25 protein-coding genes are annotated in these 22,427 nt (G+C 57.3%); 16 read left to right on the forward strand and 9 right to left on the reverse strand.

Annotated features, from left to right (window positions below; all coding sequences use genetic code 11):
- Positions 1-58 precede the first annotated feature (58 nt).
- Both MUU53_RS05280 and MUU53_RS05285 read right to left on the reverse strand, forming a co-directional pair.
- Entirely contained in the window at positions 59-1,432 is a 1,374-nt protein-coding gene (locus tag MUU53_RS05280) for an amidase (protein WP_247259960.1), read from the reverse strand.
- A gap of 68 nt (positions 1,433-1,500) precedes the next feature.
- A complete protein-coding gene (locus tag MUU53_RS05285) occupies positions 1,501-2,256 on the reverse strand; it encodes an IclR family transcriptional regulator (RefSeq protein ID WP_247259961.1) in 756 nt (251 codons plus the stop codon).
- 137 nt (positions 2,257-2,393) lie between these two features.
- On the opposite strand from MUU53_RS05285, the gene MUU53_RS05290 reads away from it, so the two are divergent.
- The 3 genes from MUU53_RS05290 to pcaF are packed head-to-tail and all read left to right on the forward strand — an operon-like array spanning position 2,394 to position 5,004.
- Positions 2,394-3,101, forward strand: coding sequence for a 3-oxoacid CoA-transferase subunit A (locus MUU53_RS05290; RefSeq protein ID WP_247259962.1), 708 nt, complete (start codon positions 2,394-2,396; stop codon positions 3,099-3,101).
- A complete protein-coding gene (locus MUU53_RS05295; protein ID WP_247259963.1) occupies positions 3,098-3,787 on the forward strand; it encodes a 3-oxoacid CoA-transferase subunit B in 690 nt (229 codons plus the stop codon). Before MUU53_RS05290 ends, MUU53_RS05295 begins: the two co-directional genes overlap by 4 nt.
- 11 nt (positions 3,788-3,798) lie before the next feature.
- Complete coding sequence (gene pcaF / locus MUU53_RS05300; RefSeq protein WP_247259964.1) at positions 3,799-5,004, forward strand: 3-oxoadipyl-CoA thiolase; 1,206 nt, start codon at positions 3,799-3,801, stop codon at positions 5,002-5,004.
- Positions 5,005-5,028: 24 nt separating this feature from the next.
- Here pcaF and MUU53_RS05305 read toward each other — a convergent pair whose 3' ends face one another.
- The 3 genes from MUU53_RS05305 to MUU53_RS05315 form a co-directional block, all read right to left on the reverse strand.
- Positions 5,029-6,531, reverse strand: coding sequence for a S10 family peptidase (locus tag MUU53_RS05305; RefSeq protein ID WP_247259965.1), 1,503 nt, complete (start codon positions 6,529-6,531; stop codon positions 5,029-5,031).
- A gap of 96 nt (positions 6,532-6,627) precedes the next feature.
- A complete protein-coding gene (locus MUU53_RS05310) occupies positions 6,628-7,482 on the reverse strand; it encodes a sulfite exporter TauE/SafE family protein (protein WP_165131744.1) in 855 nt (284 codons plus the stop codon).
- 87 nt (positions 7,483-7,569) lie between these two features.
- Positions 7,570-7,728 (reverse strand): YqaE/Pmp3 family membrane protein, encoded by a 159-nt coding sequence (locus MUU53_RS05315; RefSeq protein WP_082547372.1) that lies wholly within the window; start codon positions 7,726-7,728, stop codon positions 7,570-7,572.
- 241 nt (positions 7,729-7,969) lie between these two features.
- Between MUU53_RS05315 and MUU53_RS05320 the strand changes: the two genes are divergently transcribed.
- Together MUU53_RS05320 and MUU53_RS05325 are read left to right on the forward strand one after the other, a co-directional pair.
- Complete coding sequence (locus MUU53_RS05320; protein WP_377307317.1) at positions 7,970-8,812, forward strand: TIGR02587 family membrane protein; 843 nt, start codon at positions 7,970-7,972, stop codon at positions 8,810-8,812.
- Positions 8,813-8,820: 8 nt separating this feature from the next.
- Positions 8,821-9,237, forward strand: a complete 417-nt coding sequence (locus tag MUU53_RS05325) for a hypothetical protein (protein ID WP_062557158.1) — start codon at positions 8,821-8,823, stop codon at positions 9,235-9,237.
- 12 nt (positions 9,238-9,249) lie between these two features.
- Here the strand turns inward: MUU53_RS05325 and MUU53_RS05330 are convergent, their stop codons facing one another.
- The gene (locus tag MUU53_RS05330; RefSeq protein ID WP_247259966.1) at positions 9,250-9,588 is read right to left on the reverse strand and encodes a hypothetical protein; all 339 of its coding nucleotides are present in this window, start codon (positions 9,586-9,588) and stop codon (positions 9,250-9,252) included.
- 37 nt (positions 9,589-9,625) lie between these two features.
- Positions 9,626-10,516: a helix-turn-helix domain-containing protein gene (locus MUU53_RS05335; RefSeq protein ID WP_247259967.1), complete on the reverse strand. Its 891-nt coding sequence runs from the start codon at positions 10,514-10,516 to the stop codon at positions 9,626-9,628.
- A gap of 120 nt (positions 10,517-10,636) precedes the next feature.
- On the opposite strand from MUU53_RS05335, the gene pobA reads away from it, so the two are divergent.
- From pobA to MUU53_RS05350, 3 genes are all read left to right on the forward strand, one after another.
- A complete protein-coding gene (pobA, locus tag MUU53_RS05340; RefSeq protein ID WP_247259968.1) occupies positions 10,637-11,806 on the forward strand; it encodes a 4-hydroxybenzoate 3-monooxygenase in 1,170 nt (389 codons plus the stop codon).
- Positions 11,807-11,947: 141 nt separating this feature from the next.
- Positions 11,948-12,997 (forward strand): NAD(P)-dependent alcohol dehydrogenase, encoded by a 1,050-nt coding sequence (locus tag MUU53_RS05345; protein ID WP_247259969.1) that lies wholly within the window; start codon positions 11,948-11,950, stop codon positions 12,995-12,997.
- A gap of 4 nt (positions 12,998-13,001) precedes the next feature.
- Entirely contained in the window at positions 13,002-14,219 is a 1,218-nt protein-coding gene (locus MUU53_RS05350) for an MFS transporter (RefSeq protein ID WP_247259970.1), read from the forward strand.
- Here the strand turns inward: MUU53_RS05350 and pcaQ are convergent.
- Positions 14,214-15,131, reverse strand: coding sequence for a pca operon transcription factor PcaQ (gene pcaQ / locus MUU53_RS05355; protein WP_062557153.1), 918 nt, complete (start codon positions 15,129-15,131; stop codon positions 14,214-14,216). The genes MUU53_RS05350 and pcaQ overlap by 6 nt on opposite strands.
- Before the next feature lie 90 nt (positions 15,132-15,221).
- Here pcaQ and pcaD point away from each other — a divergent pair, with 90 nt between their 5' ends.
- The 6 genes from pcaD (at position 15,222) to MUU53_RS05385 (ending at position 20,082) form a co-directional block, all read left to right on the forward strand.
- Positions 15,222-16,010 (forward strand): 3-oxoadipate enol-lactonase, encoded by a 789-nt coding sequence (gene pcaD, locus MUU53_RS05360; protein ID WP_247259971.1) that lies wholly within the window; start codon positions 15,222-15,224, stop codon positions 16,008-16,010.
- 12 nt (positions 16,011-16,022) lie between these two features.
- On the forward strand, positions 16,023-16,442 hold the full coding sequence (gene pcaC, locus MUU53_RS05365; protein ID WP_137134727.1) for a 4-carboxymuconolactone decarboxylase: 420 nt from the start codon (positions 16,023-16,025) through the stop codon (positions 16,440-16,442).
- Positions 16,439-17,179, forward strand: a complete 741-nt coding sequence (pcaH, locus tag MUU53_RS05370) for a protocatechuate 3,4-dioxygenase subunit beta (RefSeq protein WP_062557150.1) — start codon at positions 16,439-16,441, stop codon at positions 17,177-17,179. Before pcaC ends, pcaH begins: the two co-directional genes overlap by 4 nt.
- A gap of 1 nt (position 17,180) precedes the next feature.
- The gene (gene pcaG, locus MUU53_RS05375; protein WP_247259972.1) at positions 17,181-17,798 is read left to right on the forward strand and encodes a protocatechuate 3,4-dioxygenase subunit alpha; all 618 of its coding nucleotides are present in this window, start codon (positions 17,181-17,183) and stop codon (positions 17,796-17,798) included.
- Positions 17,799-17,804: 6 nt separating this feature from the next.
- Positions 17,805-18,860: a 3-carboxy-cis,cis-muconate cycloisomerase gene (locus MUU53_RS05380; protein WP_247259973.1), complete on the forward strand. Its 1,056-nt coding sequence runs from the start codon at positions 17,805-17,807 to the stop codon at positions 18,858-18,860.
- 151 nt (positions 18,861-19,011) lie between these two features.
- Positions 19,012-20,082 (forward strand): glycoside hydrolase family 25 protein, encoded by a 1,071-nt coding sequence (locus tag MUU53_RS05385; RefSeq protein ID WP_247259974.1) that lies wholly within the window; start codon positions 19,012-19,014, stop codon positions 20,080-20,082.
- A 22-nt stretch (positions 20,083-20,104) separates the two neighbouring features.
- Here the strand turns inward: MUU53_RS05385 and MUU53_RS05390 are convergent, their stop codons facing one another.
- Positions 20,105-21,154, reverse strand: a complete 1,050-nt coding sequence (locus MUU53_RS05390; protein ID WP_247259975.1) for an ornithine cyclodeaminase — start codon at positions 21,152-21,154, stop codon at positions 20,105-20,107.
- A gap of 130 nt (positions 21,155-21,284) precedes the next feature.
- Between MUU53_RS05390 and MUU53_RS05395 the strand changes: the two genes are divergently transcribed.
- Both MUU53_RS05395 and MUU53_RS05400 read left to right on the forward strand, forming a co-directional pair.
- The gene (locus MUU53_RS05395) at positions 21,285-21,722 is read left to right on the forward strand and encodes an Lrp/AsnC family transcriptional regulator (protein ID WP_247259976.1); all 438 of its coding nucleotides are present in this window, start codon (positions 21,285-21,287) and stop codon (positions 21,720-21,722) included.
- Positions 21,723-21,811: 89 nt separating this feature from the next.
- Positions 21,812-22,231, forward strand: coding sequence for an RbsD/FucU family protein (locus MUU53_RS05400; protein WP_062557196.1), 420 nt, complete (start codon positions 21,812-21,814; stop codon positions 22,229-22,231).
- Positions 22,232-22,427 lie beyond the last annotated feature (196 nt).

Raw genomic sequence — 22,427 nt, forward strand, 5'->3', positions numbered from 1 at the left:
AGGCGTTCAGCCCCCAGGAGTGCTCCAACTACTTCAGACATGCAGGTTATGGTTCAATTTAAAACTGACAGACTCTAGAGGCCTGCTGCAACACGCGTTCGATGGCGAGACCGACCGAGAGAATCTGGCGGTCACGCATCTCCGTTCCCGCAATCATCAGACCGGAAGGAGCTTCATCGCCCAGATGCATCGGAACGGAGAGTGCACATCCATCGAGGAAATTGATCATCGTCGGGTTGCGAAGGATGAGTCCATTGGCCGCGAAGAACTTCGCATCGTTATCAATGAGCGGCTGGATTGCGGAGGCAATGACCGGCACCGTCGGCATGATCATTGCATCGAAACAGTGAAACGTCTGCAAGACGCGGCGCTTCAATGCAGCCCGTGTCTCGAGAGTGCGGATGTAATCGGCGGCGCTCAGTTCCCCTCCGCGCGTGATACGCAATTTTACCCGTGGGTCATAGTTGTCACCTGCTCTGGCAAGAAGCTCACGGTGCCAGGCGAAAGCCTCGGCAGCAACCATGTTGCCGCGCGCGTAGATTTCAGCGACTTCGGAAAACTCCTCCAGGCCGATTTCGCTGATGATCGCACCTGCATTGGACAGTCGATCCAGCGTTCGGGAGAAGGCTCGCGAGACCGTTTCGTCCATGTCCGACAGGACGATCGTCTGCGGAACAGCAAGCCGTAAACCCTTGATCGGGGCTTCCATCGGAACATCCAGGCCGTCCCCGGAAATGATACTGTCGATGATGGCACAGCAGGTGACACTAGCCGCCAGAGGTCCGATCGAATCAAGGGAGGTCGAAAGCGGCACCACACCATGCGCAGAAACCCGACGCGCGGTGGGCTTGAAACCGGTCAGTCCGCACAGCGCGGATGGAATCCGGATAGAGCCACCCGTATCCGTTCCGATTGCCGCGACGGCCATTCCGTCCGTCACGGAAATCGCTGCACCCGACGAGGAGCCACCCGGTACCCGCCCCGTGGTCCGGTCGTAAGGATTGCGCGGCGTCCCGTAATGCGGATTGATGCCTATGCCTGAAAAGGCAAATTCGCTCATGTTGGTCGTACCGGTGATCACCGCACCGGCGGCGACAAGGCGCTGCACAACTGGCGCATTCTCAAGCGCTGCGGGGGCGTCTTTAAGCGCGATGCTACCCGCAAGCGTCGTCTCACCAGCGATATCGAACAGATCCTTGACCGATATCGGGACACCCTCAAGTGGTGATCGCTTGATCCCTGCCGATCTTAGTATATCCGAGGCTTCGGCCAGCTTCACGGCTCGCTGATCGTTGCGGCGGATGTAAACTCGAACTCCTTCGCCTGCCGGATCATTGATCCGCGCCAGCGTGTCCTGGGTCAGTGTGCTCGACGATACGATCCCACCATCCAGGGCCTTGGCTGTTTCGACGACGGTAGGATATCTGGACATGAATGCTCCGCAGCTGACGTTTTGAGGTCTACCGATTCATTAGCCGCCTGCAATACGAATTCAAAGCTTTATCGCAGCATCGGACGTAGTTCTGCGGCGATCCTTTGCAGCGGGCGAAGGAAGCGGTCCGCCATCTCATCCGCCGCGATTTGCGCTGCCGGCGCGCCGATGTTGACGGCCGCGACCACCCTGCCCTTCGCATCGTGAAGCGGCACCGCGAGAGAGCACAGGCCCAGTTCCAGTTCCTGGTTGATCACCGCATATCCCTGACCCCGTACTCTCTGAAGCTCCGCCATGATATCGTCGGTTTCCGTCATCGTGTGCGGCGTGTTTTTCGTCTTGGGACATTGCTCCAGCAGAGTTCTGGCCTGATCCGGCGGCATCGACGCCAGCAGAACACGACCCATGGACGCGCAATAGGCCGGGAGCCTGCTGCCCGCCGTCAGGTTGATGGACATGACCCTTCTCTGGGAGGCTCGGGCGATATAGACCACCTCCCAGCCGTCCAGAACGCTGACGGATGCGCTTTGACCAACCTCCTCTGAAAGCCTGTCAAGAAACGGCTGCACGATGTTGGGCATGGGCGTTGCAGACAGATAGGCGTGGCCGAGCCGCAGAATTCGCGGCGTCAGACTAAAGAACTTGCCGTCATAATCGGCATAGCCAAGATCCGACAATGTGAGCAGGCAGCGGCGTGCGGTTGCGCGATCGAGGGCCGTGATCTTCGAGACGTCAGCTATGGAAAGCTTGGGCGTGTGTTCGCCAAACGCTTCGATCACGCGCAGGCCCTTGGCAAAGCCAGCCATCAGATCCGTATCAGCCATAGCCACACTCCTCTGCTCCGCATAACTGTAGAATGTGCGATAATCGAACAAATGTCAAATAACGCACAAATTTGTTGACGGTTGCCGGTGACAGGCGCTTACTGCGCCGCGAAGAGGAGCATCGGGAGTCTCTCATCATGGACAAGACAATTCGGAGCGCGGCGGAAGCCGTCTCCAAGATAACGGATGGCGCAACCGTCATGATCGGCGGTTTTGGCGGTTCTGGCGCGCCGATCGAGCTCATTCACGCGCTGATTGACCACGGTCCGAAGAACCTGACCGTCATTAACAACAATGCTGGCAATGGACGGATCGGCATCGCCGCGATGATTGATGCAGGCATGGTCAAGAAGATGATCTGCTCGTTCCCGCGCTCCTCGGATCCACGCGCCTTCACAGATCGCTATCTCGCGGGCGAGATCGAGCTCGAACTGGTGCCGCAGGGGACGCTTGCAGAGCGGATCCGCGCTGGTGGCGCAGGCATCCCGGCTTTCTACACCCCCACGGGTTACGGCACCGAGCTGGCGGACGGCAAGGTGATCGCGGAATTCGAGGGGCGTCACTATGTGCAGGAACGCTGGCTGAAGGCCGATTTTGCAATCGTGAAGGCCGAACTCGGCGATGTTCACGGCAACCTGACCTACAACAAGGCAGGACGAAACTTTAACCCCCTGATGTGCATGGCAGCCAGGACGACAATCGCCCAGGTGTCCAAAATTGTCGAAGCAGGCGCCATCAATCCGGAACATGTCGTCACACCGGGTATCTTCGTAAACGGCGTCGTGGAAATCGCCGACCCGCAACAGGAAGAAGTTCTGATCCGCGCAGGAGTTGCATACGCATGACCCTCGACACACGCGAAGACATCAAGCTTTCCAACGCGCAGATTGCATGGCGCGCCGCACAGGACATCGAAAATGGCGCCTATGTAAATCTCGGCATCGGCTTTCCAGAAATGGTTGCCCGTTTCCAACCGCCCGGACGCGAAGCGATCTTTCACACCGAGAACGGAATCCTCAATTTTGGCGAAGCCCCTGCTGCCGGTGAGGAAGACTGGGATCTCATCAACGCTGGCAAGAAAGCAGTAACGCTGAAGCCGGGTGCAGCCTTTTTCCACCACGCGGACAGTTTCGCCATGGTCCGCGGCGGTCACCTGGATGTCGCCATCCTCGGCGCCTATCAGGTCGCCCAGAATGGTGATCTCGCAAACTGGCGTGTCGGGTCCAAGGGCGTTCCGGCCGTAGGCGGGGCCATGGATCTCGTGCACGGTGCCAAGCAGGTTTTCGTCATTACCGAACATGTCACGAAAGACGGCAAGCCAAAGCTGGTCGACAAGTGCACATTTCCGCTTACCGGTGTCGGCTGCATCACGCGGATTTACACCAGCCATGCGGTGATCGACGTGAAAGATGGTCACTTTGTCGTTCGCGAAAAGCTTGCCGACATGACGATGGATGAGCTTCAGGCCATGACAGGAGCACCGCTCCACACGGATGGTCCTGTGGCCGACCTCATCGTTCCGCAAGTGTAAGGAGCATGCCAATGACCGACGCCTTTATCTGCGATTACATTCGCACGCCGATCGGCCGCTTCGGCGGCTCCCTTTCCTCGGTTCGTGCGGATGATCTCGGCGCCGTACCGCTGAAAGCCCTGATGGAACGCAACCCCTCCGTCGATTGGGAAGCGGTCGACGATGTCATTTTCGGCTGCGCCAATCAGGCGGGTGAAGACAATCGCAACGTCGCCCGCATGTCGCTTCTCCTTGCCGGTCTTCCGGTGGGCGTCACGGGTACAACGATCAACCGCCTCTGTGGTTCAGGCATGGATGCAGTGATCACAGCTGCCCGAGCCATCAAATCCGGCGAGGCCGAATTGATGATAGCCGGCGGCGTCGAGAGCATGAGCCGCGCGCCCTTCGTCATGCCCAAGGCGGAAACCGCCTTTTCCCGCAACGCGGAAATCTACGATACGACCATTGGCTGGCGCTTCGTGAACCCGTTGATGAAGAAGCAGTATGGCGTCGATTCCATGCCGGAAACGGGTGAGAATGTTGCCGCAGACTTCAATATCAGCCGCGAAGATCAGGATGCGTTTGCCGTGCGCAGCCAGAACAAGGCCGCAGAGGCACAAGGCAATGGGCGTCTGGCGAAGGAAATCACGCCGGTTACCATTCCGCAGCGCAAGGGCGATCCGGTGACCGTTGCAAAGGACGAACATCCCCGCGCAACTACAATTGAAACGCTGGCGAAACTGCCGACGCCATTCAAGAAGGAAGGCGGCACTGTCACGGCAGGCAATGCTTCTGGTGTGAACGATGGTGCGGCGGCGCTGATCATCGCGTCTGAAGCGGCGATCAAGAAATTTGGTCTTCGCCCGATCGCTCGAATTGTCGGCGGTGGCACCGCTGGCGTTCCTCCGCGTATCATGGGCTTCGGCCCGGCACCGGCCTCCGCAAAGCTCCTCGCGCGCCTTGGTTTAACGCAACAGCAGATGGACGTCATCGAACTCAACGAGGCCTTCGCCAGCCAAGGTCTGGCGACCCTTCGTGATCTGGGCATCGCGGACGACGATGCACGCGTCAACCGCAATGGTGGTGCAATTGCACTCGGACATCCGCTTGGCATGTCCGGAGCCCGCATCGTAGGGACTGCCGCCATCGAACTGCATGAAACCGGCGGGCGCTATGCGCTTTCAACGATGTGCATCGGCGTCGGTCAGGGGATTTCCACGATCATCGAACGGGTTTGATCGGGGAAGGCGCGATCGGGGCGGCTATCGCCCCGATTGTCGACCGTAGAATTGCGCGGCATCCCCGAACATTTTCCTTCGCTCCGCATCATTCGTGTAGAACATATGTCCACCACGATAGAGCCTGAGTTCGGTTCGATCCTTGGCGATTGCTTCCGGCAAATGATTGAGCACGAAGCGGCTTGCACCATAAGGCGTTAGAATATCGCTGTAGCCGTGGACCACCATGACACGAAATGATGGGATGACGGACAACAGGTCCCTGAGATCATTGGCGATACTTGCCGAGACACGGGCATCTCCGCCACGACCGCCATTCCACTCCCAGCGACGATTAACCTCTTCGTTGAGCAGGGAATAGGTCATCTCGGTCTTGAAGCCGAGGACGTCTCTTGCATAGGCCGCGAAGGCCGACCCGTAGGCGCGTGTATAGCCCTCCAAAATCGGATCATCGTTGCGGTCGTAGCTGGCTTCAGGATAGGCATCCGGCACAGGAACGCTCGCGTCATACGGGCTTAAAATCTGCCCTTCGCCCGCCGCCTGCTTGGCATAGATCTCCCCAACGAAACCGCGTGTGCGAACGACATCTTGCCGTGCAAGGCCTGTCATCGTCGCAATGCGGTCGTAGATCGCGTCAGCATCCGCGCCCTGCTCCGGCGGATCAATCAATGCGCTGACATAGTCGCGATTGGCGAAACGTTCGGCCAGCATCACACCATCCGTGGTGAATGTGCCCTTTCGTTCCATCTGCGCCGCCACGAGTGAGGGGAACTGAAGCGCTGCCGCCAGCGGATCCTTCTCGGGTCCGAAGACGAATCGGCCTTCCATCAATGGCGAGACCATAAGGATCCCGGCTGGCACCATGTTCTGATTGTTCTTCAGCGCGAGCGCCACCTTGGCTGCGCGAAAGCCGCCATAGCTTTCACCCAGCAGATATTTCGGAGCCGCTAATACGCCATTGTTCTGCACGTAAAGCGCGATGGCCTTTGCAAGGCTCTCGGCATCCTGACGCACACCATAGAAGCGCGCCGCCGCATCATCGTTGACGGCGCGGCTCCAGCCGGTCCCCACCGGATCAATCAGAACCAGATCGGTGAAAGCAAGCCAGCTCTCTGGATTATCCCGAAGCTCGGGCCGGGTTCCATCCCGATTGGCTCCTTCGAAGGGGAGGATCTTCGGTCCGACGAGCCCCAAGTGAAGATAGGCAGATGCGGCACCCGGCCCACCATTGAAGGCGAAGGTTAAGGGTCTGTCCTGTACCGGATCCTTTGCCCGATAGGCCGTATAGAAAATCCTTGCGGTAACTTTACCGTCGGAGCCGCGCAGCGCCAGTGTTCCAGCCGTTGCTCGGTAAGCCATCTCGCCTTGCGACGTCTTCAGGACTGCTTCAGTCGTCACATCGGATGGTAGAAGGTCAAGCAGACCCGATGGGTCAGGCGATGCCTGTTCGGCTCTCTCCCCTCTTGGTCGCTCCTGCGCGAACCCAGGTGCAGCGAGGCCGACTGCGGCAACGAGAGCTGAAATCAAGACATATCGCAATGGATTACCCCTTCTGCTGATTTCAACATAGGGCAGTCCGCCATGAGGGAAACTCAACTCAGCTTCAATACCCGGTGAATGCCTTCAAAGCGAAAGCAGGAACCTGATGCAAATCAGCAGCAGAAAGACACCGAAAGCCAGTTCAAGTCGACGGCGGGACAGGCGGTGCGCAAGATTGGCGCCAAAAGAAGCGCACAACACGCTGGTGGGGATAAACAGTATGGCGCCGAGAAGCGATACGTAACCGATGGCGAGCGGGAATTGCAGCGCTGCAATCTCCGGATTCTCCGCCGCTCGCCCCCAACCCGCGTAGATGTAGCCGAGCGCTCCCGGGATCGAGACAAGCAGCCCGACTCCGGAAGAGGTAGCTACGGCCTGATGGATTGGACGCGAATAGAAGGTCAGCATCAGCGTCGATAACTGCCCTCCACCGATGCCCATGAGCGACGACAGCAAGCCGATCACGACACCATAGGCCCGCAGGACAGGCTTGCCCGGAAGTTCTACACCGAGCCGCCAACTCTCCCGACCAAACAGAAGCCTGACAGCTGAAAAACCTGCAACAGCGATGAAGACCAGCTTGAAGACTTCCGGCGGCGCATAGCGGGCAATCACACTTCCTGCTAGGACGCCAAACAGGATCGGAACCGCCCAAACCTTCAAGACGTCCCGATCAACGGCCCCCTTGCTTCGGTGTGTTCGGTAAGAGCGGAAGGACGTCGGGATGATGATGGCCAGCGAAGTGCCGACGCACAGTGGCATCCGCAACTCTTCCGGCACACCGAGCAGACGAAAGAGTTCGTAAAGCACAGGCACAATGATGGCGCCCCCGCCGACACCGAACAATCCTGCCAGTATTCCTGTCAAACATCCCGCGAGAAGGAGTGCAATGACAAGCAGTGCAAGTTCCTGCACCGATACTCCCAAAAACGCCACCATGTCGTCCCTCGCAAAAACGCCTCATGCTCATAAGCATGAGGCGCAAATTGGCCAAGGGCGCTCAAGACGTAAATACGCCCATCAACTTTATTTTTTCACGATCACCCAGATCGCGTGAATGATACCCGGGAGATAGCCGCACAGCGTCAGCAGTATGTTCAGCCAGAAATGAAGGCCGAGACCGACCTGCAGAAACACGCCTACCGGGGGCAGGAGAATGGCGAAAAGAATACGAATGACGTCCACGGTCGTTCCTCATAATCGGCGTTGTCTGGAGCCGTGCAAACGCACAACTCCGCTGATGGTTCAGATCTGGTTTTTCTCAGGCCGCACTGCAAGGCATCCCGAGCAAGAATTATGATCAGGATCCCTTTCCGATGCATCCAGCCGCTCTAATTCCGCAAGGTCAGGACTTGAGCTAATCTGGAGGTCGATCCTTTGAAGGACTTGCATCGTTGCGTTGCAGACGACTCGGTATCTTTTGCGCATGATGGCTGACAATCAATCCGAAACGATCCGCTTCGCCATCGGGCTGCTGCGTGGCGCAGCCGGAGCACTGATCTTCGGTATTCCGATGCTGATGACCATGGAGCTTTGGTTCCTTGGCTTCTACATGCCACGAGAGCGGCTTCTCCTTCTCCTCGGCGTCAATTTTCCGGTTCTCGTCCTGTTGGCGCGGCGCATCGGGTTCGAACATACATTCACTTGGTCCGAGGCGGCGCGAGACGCCATCGTTGCATACGCGCTCGGCATCCTTACCAGTGCTGCAATTCTCGCCCTTCTCGGTATCGTGATGGAGGATCAGCCTCCGCGCGAATGGGTCGGAAAAATCGCGCTCCAGGCTGTTCCGGCAAGCATCGGTGCGCTTCTTGGACGCAGCCAGTTGGGCGGACAGCAGGACGACGATGAGGAGCAAGAGCCGGCCGAAGAGGCATCAACCAGTTACTCGGGTGAACTCTTCATGATGGCTGTAGGCGCTCTGTTCCTCAATCTCAACATAGCGCCGACAGAGGAGATCATCGCGATCTCCTACAAGATGACGCACTGGCACAGCATGGCGACGATTGTCATCTCCATCGTACTCATGCACGCTTTCGTCTACGCGGCACAGTTTCGCGGAACACACACGCTTGCAGGAAATGCACCCGCCTGGCACGCGCTCGTCCGGTTCACACTGCCGGGCTACATCGTCACATCACTCATCAGTGTCTACGTCCTTTGGACATTCGGCCGACTGGACGATACGTCCCTGACGCAGGCCATGATGTCCATGATCGTGCTGAATTTCCCCGGCGCCGTGGGCGCTGCCTCCGCTCGCCTCGTTCTGTGAGAACGACCATGACCACATCCAACAGGCAACAGAAAACGCATACGGAAACCGGGAAACCGCACTGGATCGAATGGTTGACCGGTATCGTATCGACCGTGCTCGTTCTGGCGTTGATGTCGTGGATAGGCCGGGAGGCGGTTCTGGCTGACTCGAGACCACCCGACCTTAGCGTCAGGATGCTACAGATCGAGCAGGCCGGAGCGCTTTACCGGGTCGATATTGAACTGCAGAATTCAGGGCCGAGCACCGCAGCATCAGTTCGAGTGGTTGGAAAGGTAACGCCGCAAAACGTACCGTCCGAGACAGCCGAGGTCACGTTCGATTTCGCGCCCGCTGAATCCCGAACGAAGGGAGCTCTCTACTTTCGAACAGACCCGCGTTCGAATCCGCTCGAGTTGATGCCGTCAGGCTTCACGGAACCCTGACGACACATTGCGTCAATCTCTCATCCGGCCCAATTCAGGAAAGGCCGCTCGAGCAGCCTCGAGGGAAGAGAATGTCTGATCTTGGCTGCGAAGCGTCACAGAGATGGGATGGCTGACGTCCAACTGGCCGTCGAGAGCGACGTCAAGGTCTTCACCAGCGTCGCGGTGGAGCGTCGCCTCTCGTTCAAAACCTTGTTTCAGAAGCCAGTCCCGAGGAGCCATGACGCTGACGGCGACAACAATCTGCTGGTCCGGCTGTTGTGTGGCAACAAGCTTGTAGCCGACGCTGGATTCTTCTCCACCCAGAGATAGACGTCCGTTGCCAGACAGTTCCTGCAAATGCTCGGTCATGAAACCTCCTTTATCGTTCAGTCCGATAAACAGGCATTCAAACCTCTTTGTTCCTCATCCGCGCAATCTCCTGATCGCGATACGTCTTGGGTGTAAGACCAATCCGGCTGCGAAATACGCGACAGAAATATGCGGCATCACTAAAGCCCAGATTTTCTGCGACCTGATGAATGCTGTATCCGGTAAAGACGAGCTCACGACATGCTTCGTCCATCAAGCGATCCATAATGAGTTCATGAGCCGTCTTGCCGGTGACGAGGCGAGCCATCCGGTTAAGATGAGTTGGCGAAACACCCAATTGCCGCGCGTAGGCTTCGGCAGGCAAATGATCGCGCAAATGACGAACGATCAAATCCTTGAACTGACGAACACGCAATTCCGCCAGTGTTTCGGGCTGGGTTCCAGGTGTCGGCAAGGCTCTGCGAAGCAGCATGACCACGACCGCCGCAACATGCAATTCGAGAAGAATGTCATTCTGCGGCGTATCCAGCTGATGTTCGGTTACAATGCGGGCGAATGTCGCCTGAAAGTAGCTTGCGTCGGCGGTATCCTGATCAAGTGGCACCATGAGCGGATCTGGCAGTCGTCCGAGTGCATCATCAATCACGCTACGCAAGGGCTCGCGTACAAGCCGGGTGGCTATCGTGACCACGAGGCCATCGATATCGCGGGAAAAGCGGAAACCATGTGCGGGGCCAGGTGGTATCACGACCACGCAAGGGGGTTGCAGCGTGATGGTACCGTCCTCCAGCACAACATCGCCCGCGCCGGAGCGGATGTAAAGAAACTGCAAGAAACTCTCGTGCCGGTGTAACGCAATCTCGAAGCGGTACGTGCTGCTCCGCGACACGATGGTTTCGCAATGCAACCAGAAAAGTCGGCTCTCGGCTGGATCTTCGCCATAAAGTCCGTAAGTTGGAACTGACATGATCCACCCGCCTCCCTACTTCTATGTTCGATTTGTTCAATAAACCGGCAGAATTGTCCATTGTTAAGCCACGTCGGCTTTGTCAATTTTCACGGAGAGGAAGAGCATCCGGAGGACTTCATGCGTACCAAAGTTGCCATCATTGGATCGGGGCCATCGGGCCTGTTGTTGGGACAGCTGCTGACCAGAGCAGGCATTGACAACATCATCGTCGATCGGGTCAGCCGGGACTATATTCTGGGCCGCGTCCGGGCGGGTGTTCTGGAATGGGGAACCGTTGGGCTGCTGGAGCAGGCCGGTGTTGCGGCACGGATGTTTGCCGAGGGACTGCCGCACGACGGATATTCGCTTGCCTTCGACGGACGCGATCATCGGATTGATCTCTTTGCCCTGACTGGCAAACGGGTCATGGTCTACGGCCAGACTGAAGTGACTCGCGACCTGATGGATGCGCGCGAAGTCGCTGGCGCCCCCACTGTCTACGAAGCGAACCATGTGCAGATCTTCGACTTTGATGGGGCAAAACCTTATGTCACCTACGAAAAGGACGGGGTGACGCACAGGATTGATTGCGACTTCATTGCAGGCTGCGACGGCTTTCACGGTGTCAGCCGGAAGTCAGTTCCGGAGAAGTCCATCAAGACCTTCGAAAAGGTCTACCCATTCGGATGGCTTGGCATCCTCGCCGACATTCCGCCTGTCAGTCACGAACTGATCTATGCCAATCATCCGCGAGGATTTGCGCTCAGTTCCATGCGCTCCGAGACCCGTAGCCGCTATTACATTCAGTGCGAGCTTGACGATAAGGTAGAGAACTGGAGTGACGAGCGTTTCTTTGACGAGTTCCGTCGTCGCCTTCCTGCGCATCACGCGGAGGCTTTGGTCGTCGGTCCCTCGTTCGAAAAATCCATCGCCCCCCTTCGGTCATTTGTTGCAGAGCCCATGCGATTCGGCCGACTATTCCTGGTGGGGGATTCTGCTCATATCGTGCCGCCAACCGGTGCGAAGGGGCTGAACCTTGCTGCGAGCGATGTCTACTATCTCTTCAACGGCCTTCAGGAGTATTTCGCAGAAAAATCCGAAGCCGGTATTGACGCTTATTCGGAACGCGCGCTCGGCCGCGTCTGGAAGTCGGTTCGCTTCTCCTGGTCCATGACGACGCTGATGCACCGCTTTCCGGACACCGGGGACTTCGGGCAAAAGATCCAGGAGTCAGAGCTCGACTACCTTATCCACTCCAAGGCGGCGTCCACGGCCATGGCAGAAAACTATGTCGGGCTGCCATATTGACCGCGGCCTGAAGCAGTCTGGAGAATCGTGCAACAATTCCGGCTGATCGAACAAACCAGAATGCGAATTTGCGCGTTAAATGGATTTTACTGCCCTCATCGGGGCAGTTTCATTTTCAGGTTAATTCCGGAAGGTTCAAACATGGCTATAGCACGAGGCTATGCGGCAACGGATGCATCCAAGCCGCTTCAGTTCTTTACCTTCGAGCGCCGTGAGCCGCGCGAGGATGATGTCGTGATCGACATCAAGTTCAGTGGTGTCTGCCACTCCGATATTCACCAGGCCCGTAACGAATGGGGCAATTCCCGCTTTCCGATGGTCCCGGGTCATGAAATCGCAGGCGTCGTGACCGCCGTCGGGCCGAAGGTAACACGCTTCAAGGTGGGCGATCATGTCGGCGTCGGATGCTTTGTCGACTCTTGCATTCATTGCCAGACGCGCGACGTCGATAACGAGCAGTATCTGCCGGGTCTCGTTCAGACATATAACGACGTAGAGGCTGATGGGCAGACACCCACCTACGGCGGCTATTCGGACCATATCGTCGTGAAGGAAGGCTATGTGTTGTCGATCCCCGACAACCTGCCGCTCGACAAGTCTGCGCCGCTTTTGTGCGCCGGCATCACGCTTTATTCACCGCTCGCGCATTGGAAAGCGGGTCCGGGCAAGAAGGTCGCGATTGTCGGCATGGGCGGCCTTGGCCACATGGGTGTGAAGATTGGCGCGGCAATGGGTGCCGATGTGACGGTTCTTAGCCAGACGTTGTCGAAAAAGGATGATGGACTGAAGCTTGGCGCGAAGGCCTATTATGCAACGTCCGATGCAGAGACCTTCAAGACGCTGGCCGGAACATTCGATCTGATCATCTGCACCGTTGGCACGGACATCGACTGGAACGCCTATCTCAACCTTCTGAAGGTCGATGGCACGATGGTTCTGGTCGGCGTGCCGGAAAAACCGGTGCCGGTGCATGCATTCTCGCTGATCCCGGGTCGGCGCAGCCTCGCCGGTTCCATGATCGGATCGATCAAGGAAACGCAGGAGATGCTGGATTTCTGCGGCAAGCACAATATCACTGCGGAAATCGAACTGATCGACATCAAGGATATCAACACAGCCTATGAGCGTGTGATCAAGAGCGATGTCCGCTACCGCTTCGTCATCGACATGGCGACTCTCCCAAAGGCTTGAAGCAATGACAGATCAACGCACCGAACGCCGGCACGACAGTGACGCTGGACCGTCACGGACGTTGATCTCTGTTGTGGGGTTGGCGGCGGGTTCCCTCGTCGCCAACATCTATTACGCGCAACCACTGATCAACGAGATCGCCCCTGAACTCGGAATTACGGGAGACCTGGCCGGCGCGCTCGTCAGTACGACCCAGATCGGTTATGGCATTGGGCTGTTCTTCCTCGTGTCTCTGGCGGATCGGATCGAAAACAAGCGGCTGACGCTGACGCTGTTGGCCATCACGCTCTTCGGTCTGCTCGGCATGGCGGTCTCAACATCCGTAGTGCCGTTTTTCGTCTGTTCTTTCCTGATTGGCGTCTGCTCGACGGGAGCGCAGGTTCTCATCCCCTTCATCGCGCACAGGGTTCCGATCGAGAAGCGTGGTCGTGTGGTGGGAAATGTCATGGCAGCAGTCCTGACCGGGATCATGCTGTCACGCCCCATCGCGCTTTTTGTTTCAGCGACATTCGGCTGGCGAGCGATTTTCCTTCTTTCTGCGTGCCTTATGGCATTCATCGGCGTCACCCTGCTCAAGGTCATGCCGCAACAAAAACCCCAGTCCAGCATGAGCTATCCCGCAATCCTGCGGTCCATGGGGAGCCTGATCCGGGAAACGCCGGTTCTTCGCTGGCGGTCGATGTATCAGGCAATCATCTTCTGTGCGTTCAATCTCTTCTGGACAGCCATCCCGTTTGCTCTCAGTGAGCGGTTCGGTCTCAGCCAGGAAGGGATTGGCCTTTTTGCACTTGCGGGCGCCGGTGGTGCGCTCGCGGCACCGATTGTCGGACGTCTGTCTGATCGCGGCTGGGGCCTGGCGTTATCCATGTCTGCCATGCTTGGGCTGGCCGTCTTCTTCGCATTGTCGGGATATGCGGTCGCTGCCGGTGCTCTCATCCTGCTGACGATGTGCGCTGTTTTGATCGATGCCGCCGTGCAGGGCAACCAGATCGTATCGCAGCGGATCATTTTCGCCATCGCACCGGAAAAGCGAGGGCGCCTGAACGCGATCTATATGACATCCGCATTCATCGGTGGCGCTATTGGTTCAACGCTCGGCACCGTCACCTATCATGCGGGCGGATGGAGCGGCACCGCCGCGACCGGCGGCTTGCTTGGAATTCTCGGTCTGGTCCTCTTCCTGATCGAACATGGTGGAAGGCTAACGACCAGACACTCATGAAATCTCGGCAGCCGCCTGACGAATGGTCTGCATCAGGATGGACATCGGCAGGCTTGGTGTCGCGTCCGTACGAAGCGTGAGGCCAACGGGGCCGCGCGTTTCCGTCGTATCGAGCGGAAGTGCTGCCAGGACGCCATCCTCAATATCGCCCGCAACGACGCCGCTGGAAATGATCCAGATGGCGTCGCTCGACCGGACGAAAGCACGGCCGAACGAGTCCGATACAGTCTCTACCTGGTTGGAGAGAGGCCCAGCACCATTTGCAATCAGGAACTGCTCCACAAACGGTCGGATGATCGAACCGCGCGTCGGCATAAGCACCGGGTAATCGCCGAGACTGGCGAAAATCGGTCCTCTTTCTGTCAACAGCGGGTGCTCCGCCCGGACAATGAAGAGCACTTGCTCGGAATAGAGGTGCTCAAACGAGAAGCCAGTCATCTTTTCGGGCGGCGCCAACCGGCCGACGACCAGATCCAGATCACCGGTTCTCAATTGCTCCAGGAGAACAGCGTTCTCTCCTGTCACGATCTTGATGCGGCTTCGTGTGCCTTCCGCCAGAAAAAGCTCCATAGCGCGCGGCATGATGCGGGTCGACACGGTTGGCAAGGCACCGATGCGAACAGGTGGGACGCTGTCCAACTGCTCCTGAGAGACTGAATCAATGCCCTGGCGTAACGCCGTCAGGGAGGCCGTTGCATGCCGGAGGAACACTTCCCCCGGTTTGGTGATCCTGATGCCGCGCCCATCTCGCTCGAAGAGTTCGACCTTCAAGACGTCCTCAAGTTCCCTTATCGTTTTCGTCACAGCAGGCTGACTAATGTGCAGACTGTCTGCGGCCTTCACGACGCTCCGCTGCCGTGCGACCTCCACGAATGTCTGAAGGTGGCGGTACTTGATGCGCGATCCGATCAAATAATAACCCCTGAGTTAAGAATATGGCCTCAAAATCTTATTTTACCTAACCATTTGAGCGATGCAATAAAGAGCGTGGAGGAACTCATCATGAAATTCTTGCGCATTGGCGATGTTGTAATCAGCCATGACATCGTCGGGGCTGACAGTAGCAAGCCCGCGATTGCCTTCATTAACTCGCTCGGAACGGATCGACGCATCTGGAGCCAGGTTGTTGAAGCGCTTTCGGATGAATTCACGCTTTTGACATTCGATAAGCGCGGACATGGCCTTTCGGATCTTGCTTCGCCGCCCTATCAGATCGAAACGTTTGCGGACGATCTGATCGCGCTGATTGAGCACTACGACCTGCGCGATGTGACGCTTTGCGGACTTTCCATCGGTGGGTTGATTGCGCTCAGCACTTACGACAAGCGCCCGGATCTCATTCGAGGTCTCTTCTTCGCAGACACGGCACATAAAATCGGCACGCCGGAATTCTGGGCAGCGCGCATTGGTGCGGTGGAGAGCGGCGGGATTGGGAGCATACTCGAACCCATCATGTCACGCTGGTTTACAGGTCCGTACCGTACAAATGAAAACGCAGATTATCGAGGCTACTGCAATATGCTCCTTCGTCAGCCCGTCGAAGGATATGCCGGCGCTTGCGCAGCCATTCGGGATGCAGATTTTACCGATGTCGCAAAACGTATCGCGGCCCCTGCGCACTGCGTCGTCGGCGCGGAAGACGGTTCCACCCCTCCGGAACTGGTGCGCTCGCTTGCCGACCTCATTCCGGGTTGCGGTTTCGAGATCATCGAAGGAGCGGCGCACATACCCTGTGTCGAGACGCCGGAACTCTTCATCGGCATTCTCCGCCGTTTTCTATCCGCCCTTTGACTGGAGCCGATCATGACCGACCGTACAGATGTCTCGGACCGTTATCGCCAAGGTATGATAACGCGCCGTTCCGTTCTGGGTGATGCGCATGTCGACCGCGCCAATGCCAATGAAACCCCGTTTGATCAGCCATTCCAGCGCCTCATTACAGAGGCGGCCTGGGGAACGGTCTGGTCCGGCTCGCACTTTTCAAAACGCGAACGCTCCATCGTGACGATCGCACTTCTTGCTGCCCTCGGTCAGGACGATGAGGTAGCTATGCATATTCGTGCCACGGCGAATACAGGCGCGACAAAAGAGGATATCCGCGAGGCACTCCTCCATGTCGCAATCTATGCCGGAGTTCCGGCAGCAAATCATGCCATCAAGATAGCAAAATCGGTCTATGCCGAGATGGAGGCGTCAGCCGGCGCCGAGGAGGTTACGAAATGAAAAACACATTGCCCGAGACGGGAGGGTTCTTCGCTCGAGACAGAGCCATGCACCCGCCTGCATTGACACCCGGTTACAAGACTTCGGTGCTGCGCTCGCCCCAGCGCGCCCTGATATCCCTTGAAGGTACGAAGAGCGAAATCACCGGCCCGGTCTTCGGCCACAACATGATAAACGAGTTCGACAACGATCTGATCGTCAACTACGCCAAGCCCGGCGAAATGGCGATTGGCCAGCGTATTCTCGTGCATGGTCGTGTATTGGATGAACGCGGTCTCGGCGTTGCAGGTGCTCTCGTCGAATTCTGGCAGGCCAATGCGGGTGGCCGTTATCGGCACAAGAAGGAAACCTATCTTGCGCCGCTCGATCCGAACTTCGGCGGCTTCGGCCGGTGCGTGACGGATGAAAACGGCTATTACTGGTTCAAAACCATCAAGCCGGGTCCCTATCCTTGGCCAAACGGCGTGAATGACTGGCGCCCAGCGCACATTCATTTCTCGGTGTTCGGTCACGGCTTTGCCCAGCGGCTGATTACACAGATGTATTTCGAGGGCGATCCGCTGATCTGGATTTGTCCGATCGTCAAAACCATTCCGGATGAGGAAGCGATCAAGCGTCTCGTTGCACCGCTCGATATGAACAATACGATCCCGATGGACATGCGCGCCTACAAGTTCGATATCGTTCTGCGCGGTCGCCGCTCGACCTTCTTCGAGAACCGCAAGGAGGGCAACTGATATGGTACAGCCGCTGAATTATTTGAAGGAATCTCCTTCCCAGACAGCCGGTCCGTATGTGCACATCGGCTGCACTCCCAACTTCACAGGCATTCACGGTGTCTATGAAACGGATCTCGGATCGGGTCCTCTGCACAACGACAAGACCCGTGGCGAGCGGATCACGATCCGTGGCCGTGTGATCGACGGTTCTGGCACGCCATTGCGGGACGCTCTGATCGAAATCTGGCAGGCAGACAGCGACGGTTTCTACAACAGTCCGTCCGAAACACGCGGGACCGCAGATCCCCATTTCGCCGGTTGGGGACGATGCCCCGCCGACATGACCACAGGCGAATTCGTATTCGAGACCATCAAGCCGGGGCGCGTGCCTTTCAATGATGGTTCGCTGATGGCGCCTCATGTAACGCTGTGGATCGTTGCACGCGGCATCAATATCGGCCTGCACACGCGTATGTACTTTTCTGATGAAGAAGCGGCCAACGCGCAGGATCCCATCCTGAACCGAATCGAGCATCGTGTACGCGTGCCAACGCTCATCGGCAAGCGCGAGGGCGATACGGTGACCTTCGACATTCACCTGCAAGGTGAGAATGAGACCGTATTCTTTGATATCTGAGGCCCTATGAACGCGACCGCCTTCGCCCATCCTTTTCTCTCCGGCCTGTTTGGAGACGATGAAATCTCTGAACACCTTGGGGCGGAGGCGGACATTCGCGCGATGCTGACATTCGAAGCTGCGCTTGCGCACGTGCAGGCTGAAGCTGACATGGTTCCGCAAACCGCCGCTCATTCGATTGTTGCGACGTGCAAGAACTTCTGGCCTGACATGGGTCAGTTGAAGGCGGGGGTTGCGACAGATGGTGTTGTCGTCGCAAATCTCGTCAAACAGCTACGCACTGCCCTGCCTTCCGAAGTGGCCGGGCACCTGCACTACGGAGCAACAAGCCAGGATGTCATCGACACAAGTCTGATGCTGAGGCTGAAGTCGATCTTTCCGATCCTTATCCGTCGGCTGCAATCCGTGATCGAGCACCTCGCGAAGCTGAACGAGGCGCATGGATCGTGCTCACTCATGGGATATACCCGCATGCAGGCGGCGATCCCGATCACCGTCGGCGATCGTGTCTCGGCGTGGCAGGCGCCGCTCGAACGGTGCCTGCAACGCTCCCTTGAAATGTCGAAGACAGGATTTCCGGTCCAGTTCGGAGGAGCTGCCGGGTCTCTCGACAAGTTCGTTGCTCAGGGGCAGGCGCTTCGAGCCGCCTTGGCCGCAGAGCTTGGTCTTGTCGATTGGCCGCAATGGCAAAGTCAACGTGACCTTATAGTTGACCTTTCCAACCTGCTGTCGCTTATCACAGGCAGCCTCGGCAAGTTCGGGCAAGACATTGCCTTGATGGCCGAAATCGGCGGCGAAATCGCCATGTCCGGCGGTGGTGCATCCTCCGCCATGGCGCACAAGCAGAACCCGGTAACGGCAGAAATACTGGTCACGCTGGCCCGATTCAACGCCGTTCAGCTCTCCGGAATGCATCATTCTCTCGTGCATGAGCAGGAGCGTTCCGGTGCCGCCTGGAGCCTTGAGTGGCTCATTCTACCGCAGATGCTTCTTGCAACCGGCGCTGCCCTTCTCCAGGCAAACAAACTCGCTTGTTCCATCACCTCGCTGGGCCGTGATTGAAAGTTGAACTGGCGCTCTGGATAAAACTAATCCGAACCGGAATGGTAAAGTTAGCATTTACCATTCTCTGGTAAGCCTCTGTTAGCTAATCCCCGTTGAACGGGCGCATTCGGACATTCCGGTGTGATGAAGCAAGCAGAGTGTTGGTGTAATGCGTTTTCCGGTCTTACCTGCCATTTTCATCGGCTGCATCCTTCTTGGGGGCTGCCGTTCCAGTGGACCCGAGGATGCGCTTGACCTCGCTCCTTCCAAGGAAACGACGAGTGCGCTGACCCCAGTCACGCCACCGGCCTCGATTGGCAATAGCGCGGCGCCGCCCTCCTCCCGAGCGGCAGCCGTGCCTTCGCAACCAATGCCACAAACAGCACCGGAGGCAGCACCCCACGAACTTGCCTGGGCAGGATCTGCCGCACCTCACGCGCAGGCGCTGGATGTTCAGCAAAGTCAGGTCGGCATGCCCATGCCGTCAGCGCGTCCGGTCGCGATGATGATGCCGCAGGACCCTTCGCCATCAACCTCTGCCAAGGGCCCGCGGATCTATAATCAGCGCTTCCGCGATGCGAAACCGATCAATTTCGGGAAGATCACGCCACGCCATCATCCCGTCCACGGAGTCGATGTCTCACGCTGGCAGGCCGATATCGATTGGCCAACCCTGCGTACGCAGGGTGCGAACTTTGCCTTCATCAAGGCGACAGACGGCGGCGACCATCTCGATCCGATGTTCAGAACGAACTGGCGCAAGACCAAGGAAGCCGGCATCAAGCGAGGTGCCTATCACTTCTTCTACTGGTGCCGGGTGGCAAGCGAACAGGCAGCCTGGTTCATTCGGAACGTGCCAAAGGACCCCGACGCGCTGCCGCCGGTGATCGATGTCGAATACAATCACCTTTCCGACTGCAAGCGCAGACTGTCGCCAGAGAAGATCCGCGAGAAGATGCAGGTCTTCATGGACATTCTCGAAAAGCACTACGGCAAGCGGCCGATCATCTACACGGCACCGGATTTCTATGCCGACAATCTACGCGGAGCCTTCCCGCACCATCCCTTCTGGCTGCGGGCGGTTGCACAACACCCCTCGCAGGTCTATCCGGATCGCCGCTGGCTGTTCTGGCAATATTCAGGTTCCGGCCTTTCCCAGGGCGTAGACGGGAAAATCGACCTCAACGTCTTCTACGGCAGCGAAGCAGATTGGCATCGCTGGTCTTCGGGACGAGGCTGATCAGGGTCTCAGGCGCGCGGCGTCAACCCGCCGCCCGGCTGAGCATGCCGAACAGATCGCGTGGATCGTCAGGATCGGCAATCATGTCCAGTTCCTCGAAGAACTGGGTGTCGCGGATTTTCTCACGAACATATCGAAGCGCTGAAAAATCTTCGATGGCGAAGCCAACACTGTCGAAGAGCGTGATCTGGCGTGGATCACGGCGTCCCTCTGTCTCACCTGTCACCACACGCCAAAGTTCGGTAATGGGATAGTCTTTCGGCATCTGCTGGATCTCGCCTTCAATCCAGGTCTGCGGAGGATATTCGACGAACGTATCCGCCCGCTTCAGGATATCCGGGTGGAGTTCGGTCTTGCCGGGGCAATCTCCACCAATCGCATTGATGTGCACGCCAGAGCCGACCATGTTGTCGGTCAGGATGGTTGCAAAGGCTTTGTCGGCAGTACAGGTCGTGATGATATCAGCACCTTCAATGGCTGCCTGAGCCGAAGTGCATGCAACCGTTTCCAAGCCACTGCCCGCAAGATTGCGGAGGGCTTTTTCAGTCGCCTTAGGGTCAATATCGAAAAGCCGAACGCTCTCGATGCCCAGTACGGCACGCATGGCGAGTGCCTGAAATTCGCATTGAGCGCCGTTGCCTATGATCGCCATTGTCCGGCTAGATTTCGGCGCCAGATGTCTGGCTGCCATGGCAGAGGTTGCGGCTGTGCGCAGAGCCGTCAGTACAGTCATCTCTGTTTGCAGGACGGGGTAACCCGTGGCGACATCGGCCAAAAGTCCGAAAGCCGTGACGGTTTGCAAACCCTGCGCCATGTTCTTCGGATGACCGTTCACATATTTGAAGCTGTAGATCTGACCGTCAGATGTCGGCATCAACTCGATGACACCGTCATGGGAGTGCGAGCCAAGTCTCGGCGTCTTGTCGAATTCCGGCCAACGTGCAAAGTCGGCTTCTATTGCGTCCGTCAACTCCTTCAGGAAGACCTCTACCCCGACATGATGAACCAGTCGCATCATATTGGCGACACTGACGAACGGTACGAGGGCCTTTTTCGATGGAGCGAGCAACATATTCACCTCATTGGTTGAACCTGAGTATGAGTGTGCCCGTTGCCAAATTTATAGAAAAGATCAAGTTTGTGTTGAAACCGATAGCGAATTGGGCAATTTGATCTACCAACTTAGCTGAACGGACATTTTGATGAACAGGCCGCATTACATTCCAGACGATCTCGATCGCCAATTGATTGCACAATTGCGGATCGACGGACGCGCATCCCTATCGAAACTGGCCGAGTTGCTGGATGTGGCGCGAGGCACTGTTCAGAACCGCCTCGATCGGCTTCAAGAGTCGGGCATACTGCTGGGCTTCACAGTGCGCGTCAGGGAGGAGTTCGATTCCCAGAGCGTTCAGGCCATCATGATGATCGAAGTCACAGGCAAGTCGACCGGGCAGGTTATCCGGAAGCTGCGCGGCATTGCGGAAATCAACAGTCTGCACACCACCAACGGCAACTGGGATCTCGTAGCGCAGATTCGTGCCGCCAATCTGGGGGAATTCGATCGCGTCCTTCGTGAAGTCAGGATGATCGAAGGGGTTTCGAACAGCGAAACAAGCCTGCTGTTGAGCAGCGTCTAATCATATACTTGACGGAGACCGGTCGCTATCGGTAACGCTTTGTCCCCGTGGTCATGCATCAGTCCATCGACCGCGTCGAGGAGGATGACATGCTGATCAATATCGACCCACTGCTCTCGCCAGATCTGCTACATATTCTCAGGGCGATGGGCCATGGCGATGAAATTGCCATCGTCGACGCGAATTTTCCGGGAACGACGAATGCCCAGCGGCTCGTGCGGCTGGACGGGATCAGCGTCACAAGGGCGACGGAAGCGGTTCTTTCTGTTATGCCACTCGATGATTTCGTCGAGGTTCCGGCCGTCACCATGGAGGTCGTTGGCAATCCGGATGAAGTTCCGCCTGCCGTGCAGGAACTGCGGGCTATCGTGGGTGACCGTGGACAGTGCGGCACTCTGGAGCGCCACGCGTTTTACGCACGGGCAAAACAGTGCTTTGCGATCATTCAGACCGGAGAAACACGCCTGTACGGCAACATCGTTCTGAAAAAAGGCGTTGTGCGCAGTTGAGGCAGTGCTTGCGTGGTGAGGCTGGCCCGATCCGTCTCATCTGGCTGCGCGTTTCCGACGCTTCCAATCCGCATGTCGGCAGTGATTTGAAATATCATATCAAAATTGCCGGACCATGCGGATCGCTTTTTCTTCATCTGAAGATTGCCCGTTTTTAAAAGCAGAAGATACGTTATTTGGGAATGAAGGACTGACT

This window comes from Affinirhizobium lemnae, from assembly GCF_022968395.1.
In the GTDB taxonomy this organism is placed as follows: Bacteria; Pseudomonadota; Alphaproteobacteria; order Rhizobiales; family Rhizobiaceae; genus Neorhizobium; species Neorhizobium lemnae.

Bases quoted from the DNA above. Each gene is read 5' to 3' on its own strand.
- MUU53_RS05280 (WP_247259960.1), bottom strand. From the start codon at position 1,432: ATGTCCAGATATCCTACCGTCGTCGAAACAGCCAAGGCCCTGGATGGT.
- MUU53_RS05285 (WP_247259961.1), bottom strand. From the start codon at position 2,256: ATGGCTGATACGGATCTGATGGCTGGCTTTGCCAAGGGCCTGCGCGTG.
- MUU53_RS05290 (WP_247259962.1), top strand. From the start codon at position 2,394: ATGGACAAGACAATTCGGAGCGCGGCGGAAGCCGTCTCCAAGATAACG.
- MUU53_RS05295 (WP_247259963.1), top strand. From the start codon at position 3,098: ATGACCCTCGACACACGCGAAGACATCAAGCTTTCCAACGCGCAGATT.
- pcaF (WP_247259964.1), top strand. From the start codon at position 3,799: ATGACCGACGCCTTTATCTGCGATTACATTCGCACGCCGATCGGCCGC.
- MUU53_RS05310 (WP_165131744.1), bottom strand. From the start codon at position 7,482: ATGGTGGCGTTTTTGGGAGTATCGGTGCAGGAACTTGCACTGCTTGTC.
- MUU53_RS05320 (WP_377307317.1), top strand. From the start codon at position 7,970: ATGATGGCTGACAATCAATCCGAAACGATCCGCTTCGCCATCGGGCTG.
- MUU53_RS05325 (WP_062557158.1), top strand. From the start codon at position 8,821: ATGACCACATCCAACAGGCAACAGAAAACGCATACGGAAACCGGGAAA.
- MUU53_RS05330 (WP_247259966.1), bottom strand. From the start codon at position 9,588: ATGACCGAGCATTTGCAGGAACTGTCTGGCAACGGACGTCTATCTCTG.
- MUU53_RS05335 (WP_247259967.1), bottom strand. From the start codon at position 10,516: ATGTCAGTTCCAACTTACGGACTTTATGGCGAAGATCCAGCCGAGAGC.
- pobA (WP_247259968.1), top strand. From the start codon at position 10,637: ATGCGTACCAAAGTTGCCATCATTGGATCGGGGCCATCGGGCCTGTTG.
- MUU53_RS05345 (WP_247259969.1), top strand. From the start codon at position 11,948: ATGGCTATAGCACGAGGCTATGCGGCAACGGATGCATCCAAGCCGCTT.
- MUU53_RS05350 (WP_247259970.1), top strand. From the start codon at position 13,002: ATGACAGATCAACGCACCGAACGCCGGCACGACAGTGACGCTGGACCG.
- pcaD (WP_247259971.1), top strand. From the start codon at position 15,222: ATGAAATTCTTGCGCATTGGCGATGTTGTAATCAGCCATGACATCGTC.
- pcaC (WP_137134727.1), top strand. From the start codon at position 16,023: ATGACCGACCGTACAGATGTCTCGGACCGTTATCGCCAAGGTATGATA.
- pcaH (WP_062557150.1), top strand. From the start codon at position 16,439: ATGAAAAACACATTGCCCGAGACGGGAGGGTTCTTCGCTCGAGACAGA.
- pcaG (WP_247259972.1), top strand. From the start codon at position 17,181: ATGGTACAGCCGCTGAATTATTTGAAGGAATCTCCTTCCCAGACAGCC.
- MUU53_RS05380 (WP_247259973.1), top strand. From the start codon at position 17,805: ATGAACGCGACCGCCTTCGCCCATCCTTTTCTCTCCGGCCTGTTTGGA.
- MUU53_RS05385 (WP_247259974.1), top strand. From the start codon at position 19,012: ATGCGTTTTCCGGTCTTACCTGCCATTTTCATCGGCTGCATCCTTCTT.
- MUU53_RS05390 (WP_247259975.1), bottom strand. From the start codon at position 21,154: ATGTTGCTCGCTCCATCGAAAAAGGCCCTCGTACCGTTCGTCAGTGTC.
- MUU53_RS05395 (WP_247259976.1), top strand. From the start codon at position 21,285: ATGAACAGGCCGCATTACATTCCAGACGATCTCGATCGCCAATTGATT.
- MUU53_RS05400 (WP_062557196.1), top strand. From the start codon at position 21,812: ATGCTGATCAATATCGACCCACTGCTCTCGCCAGATCTGCTACATATT.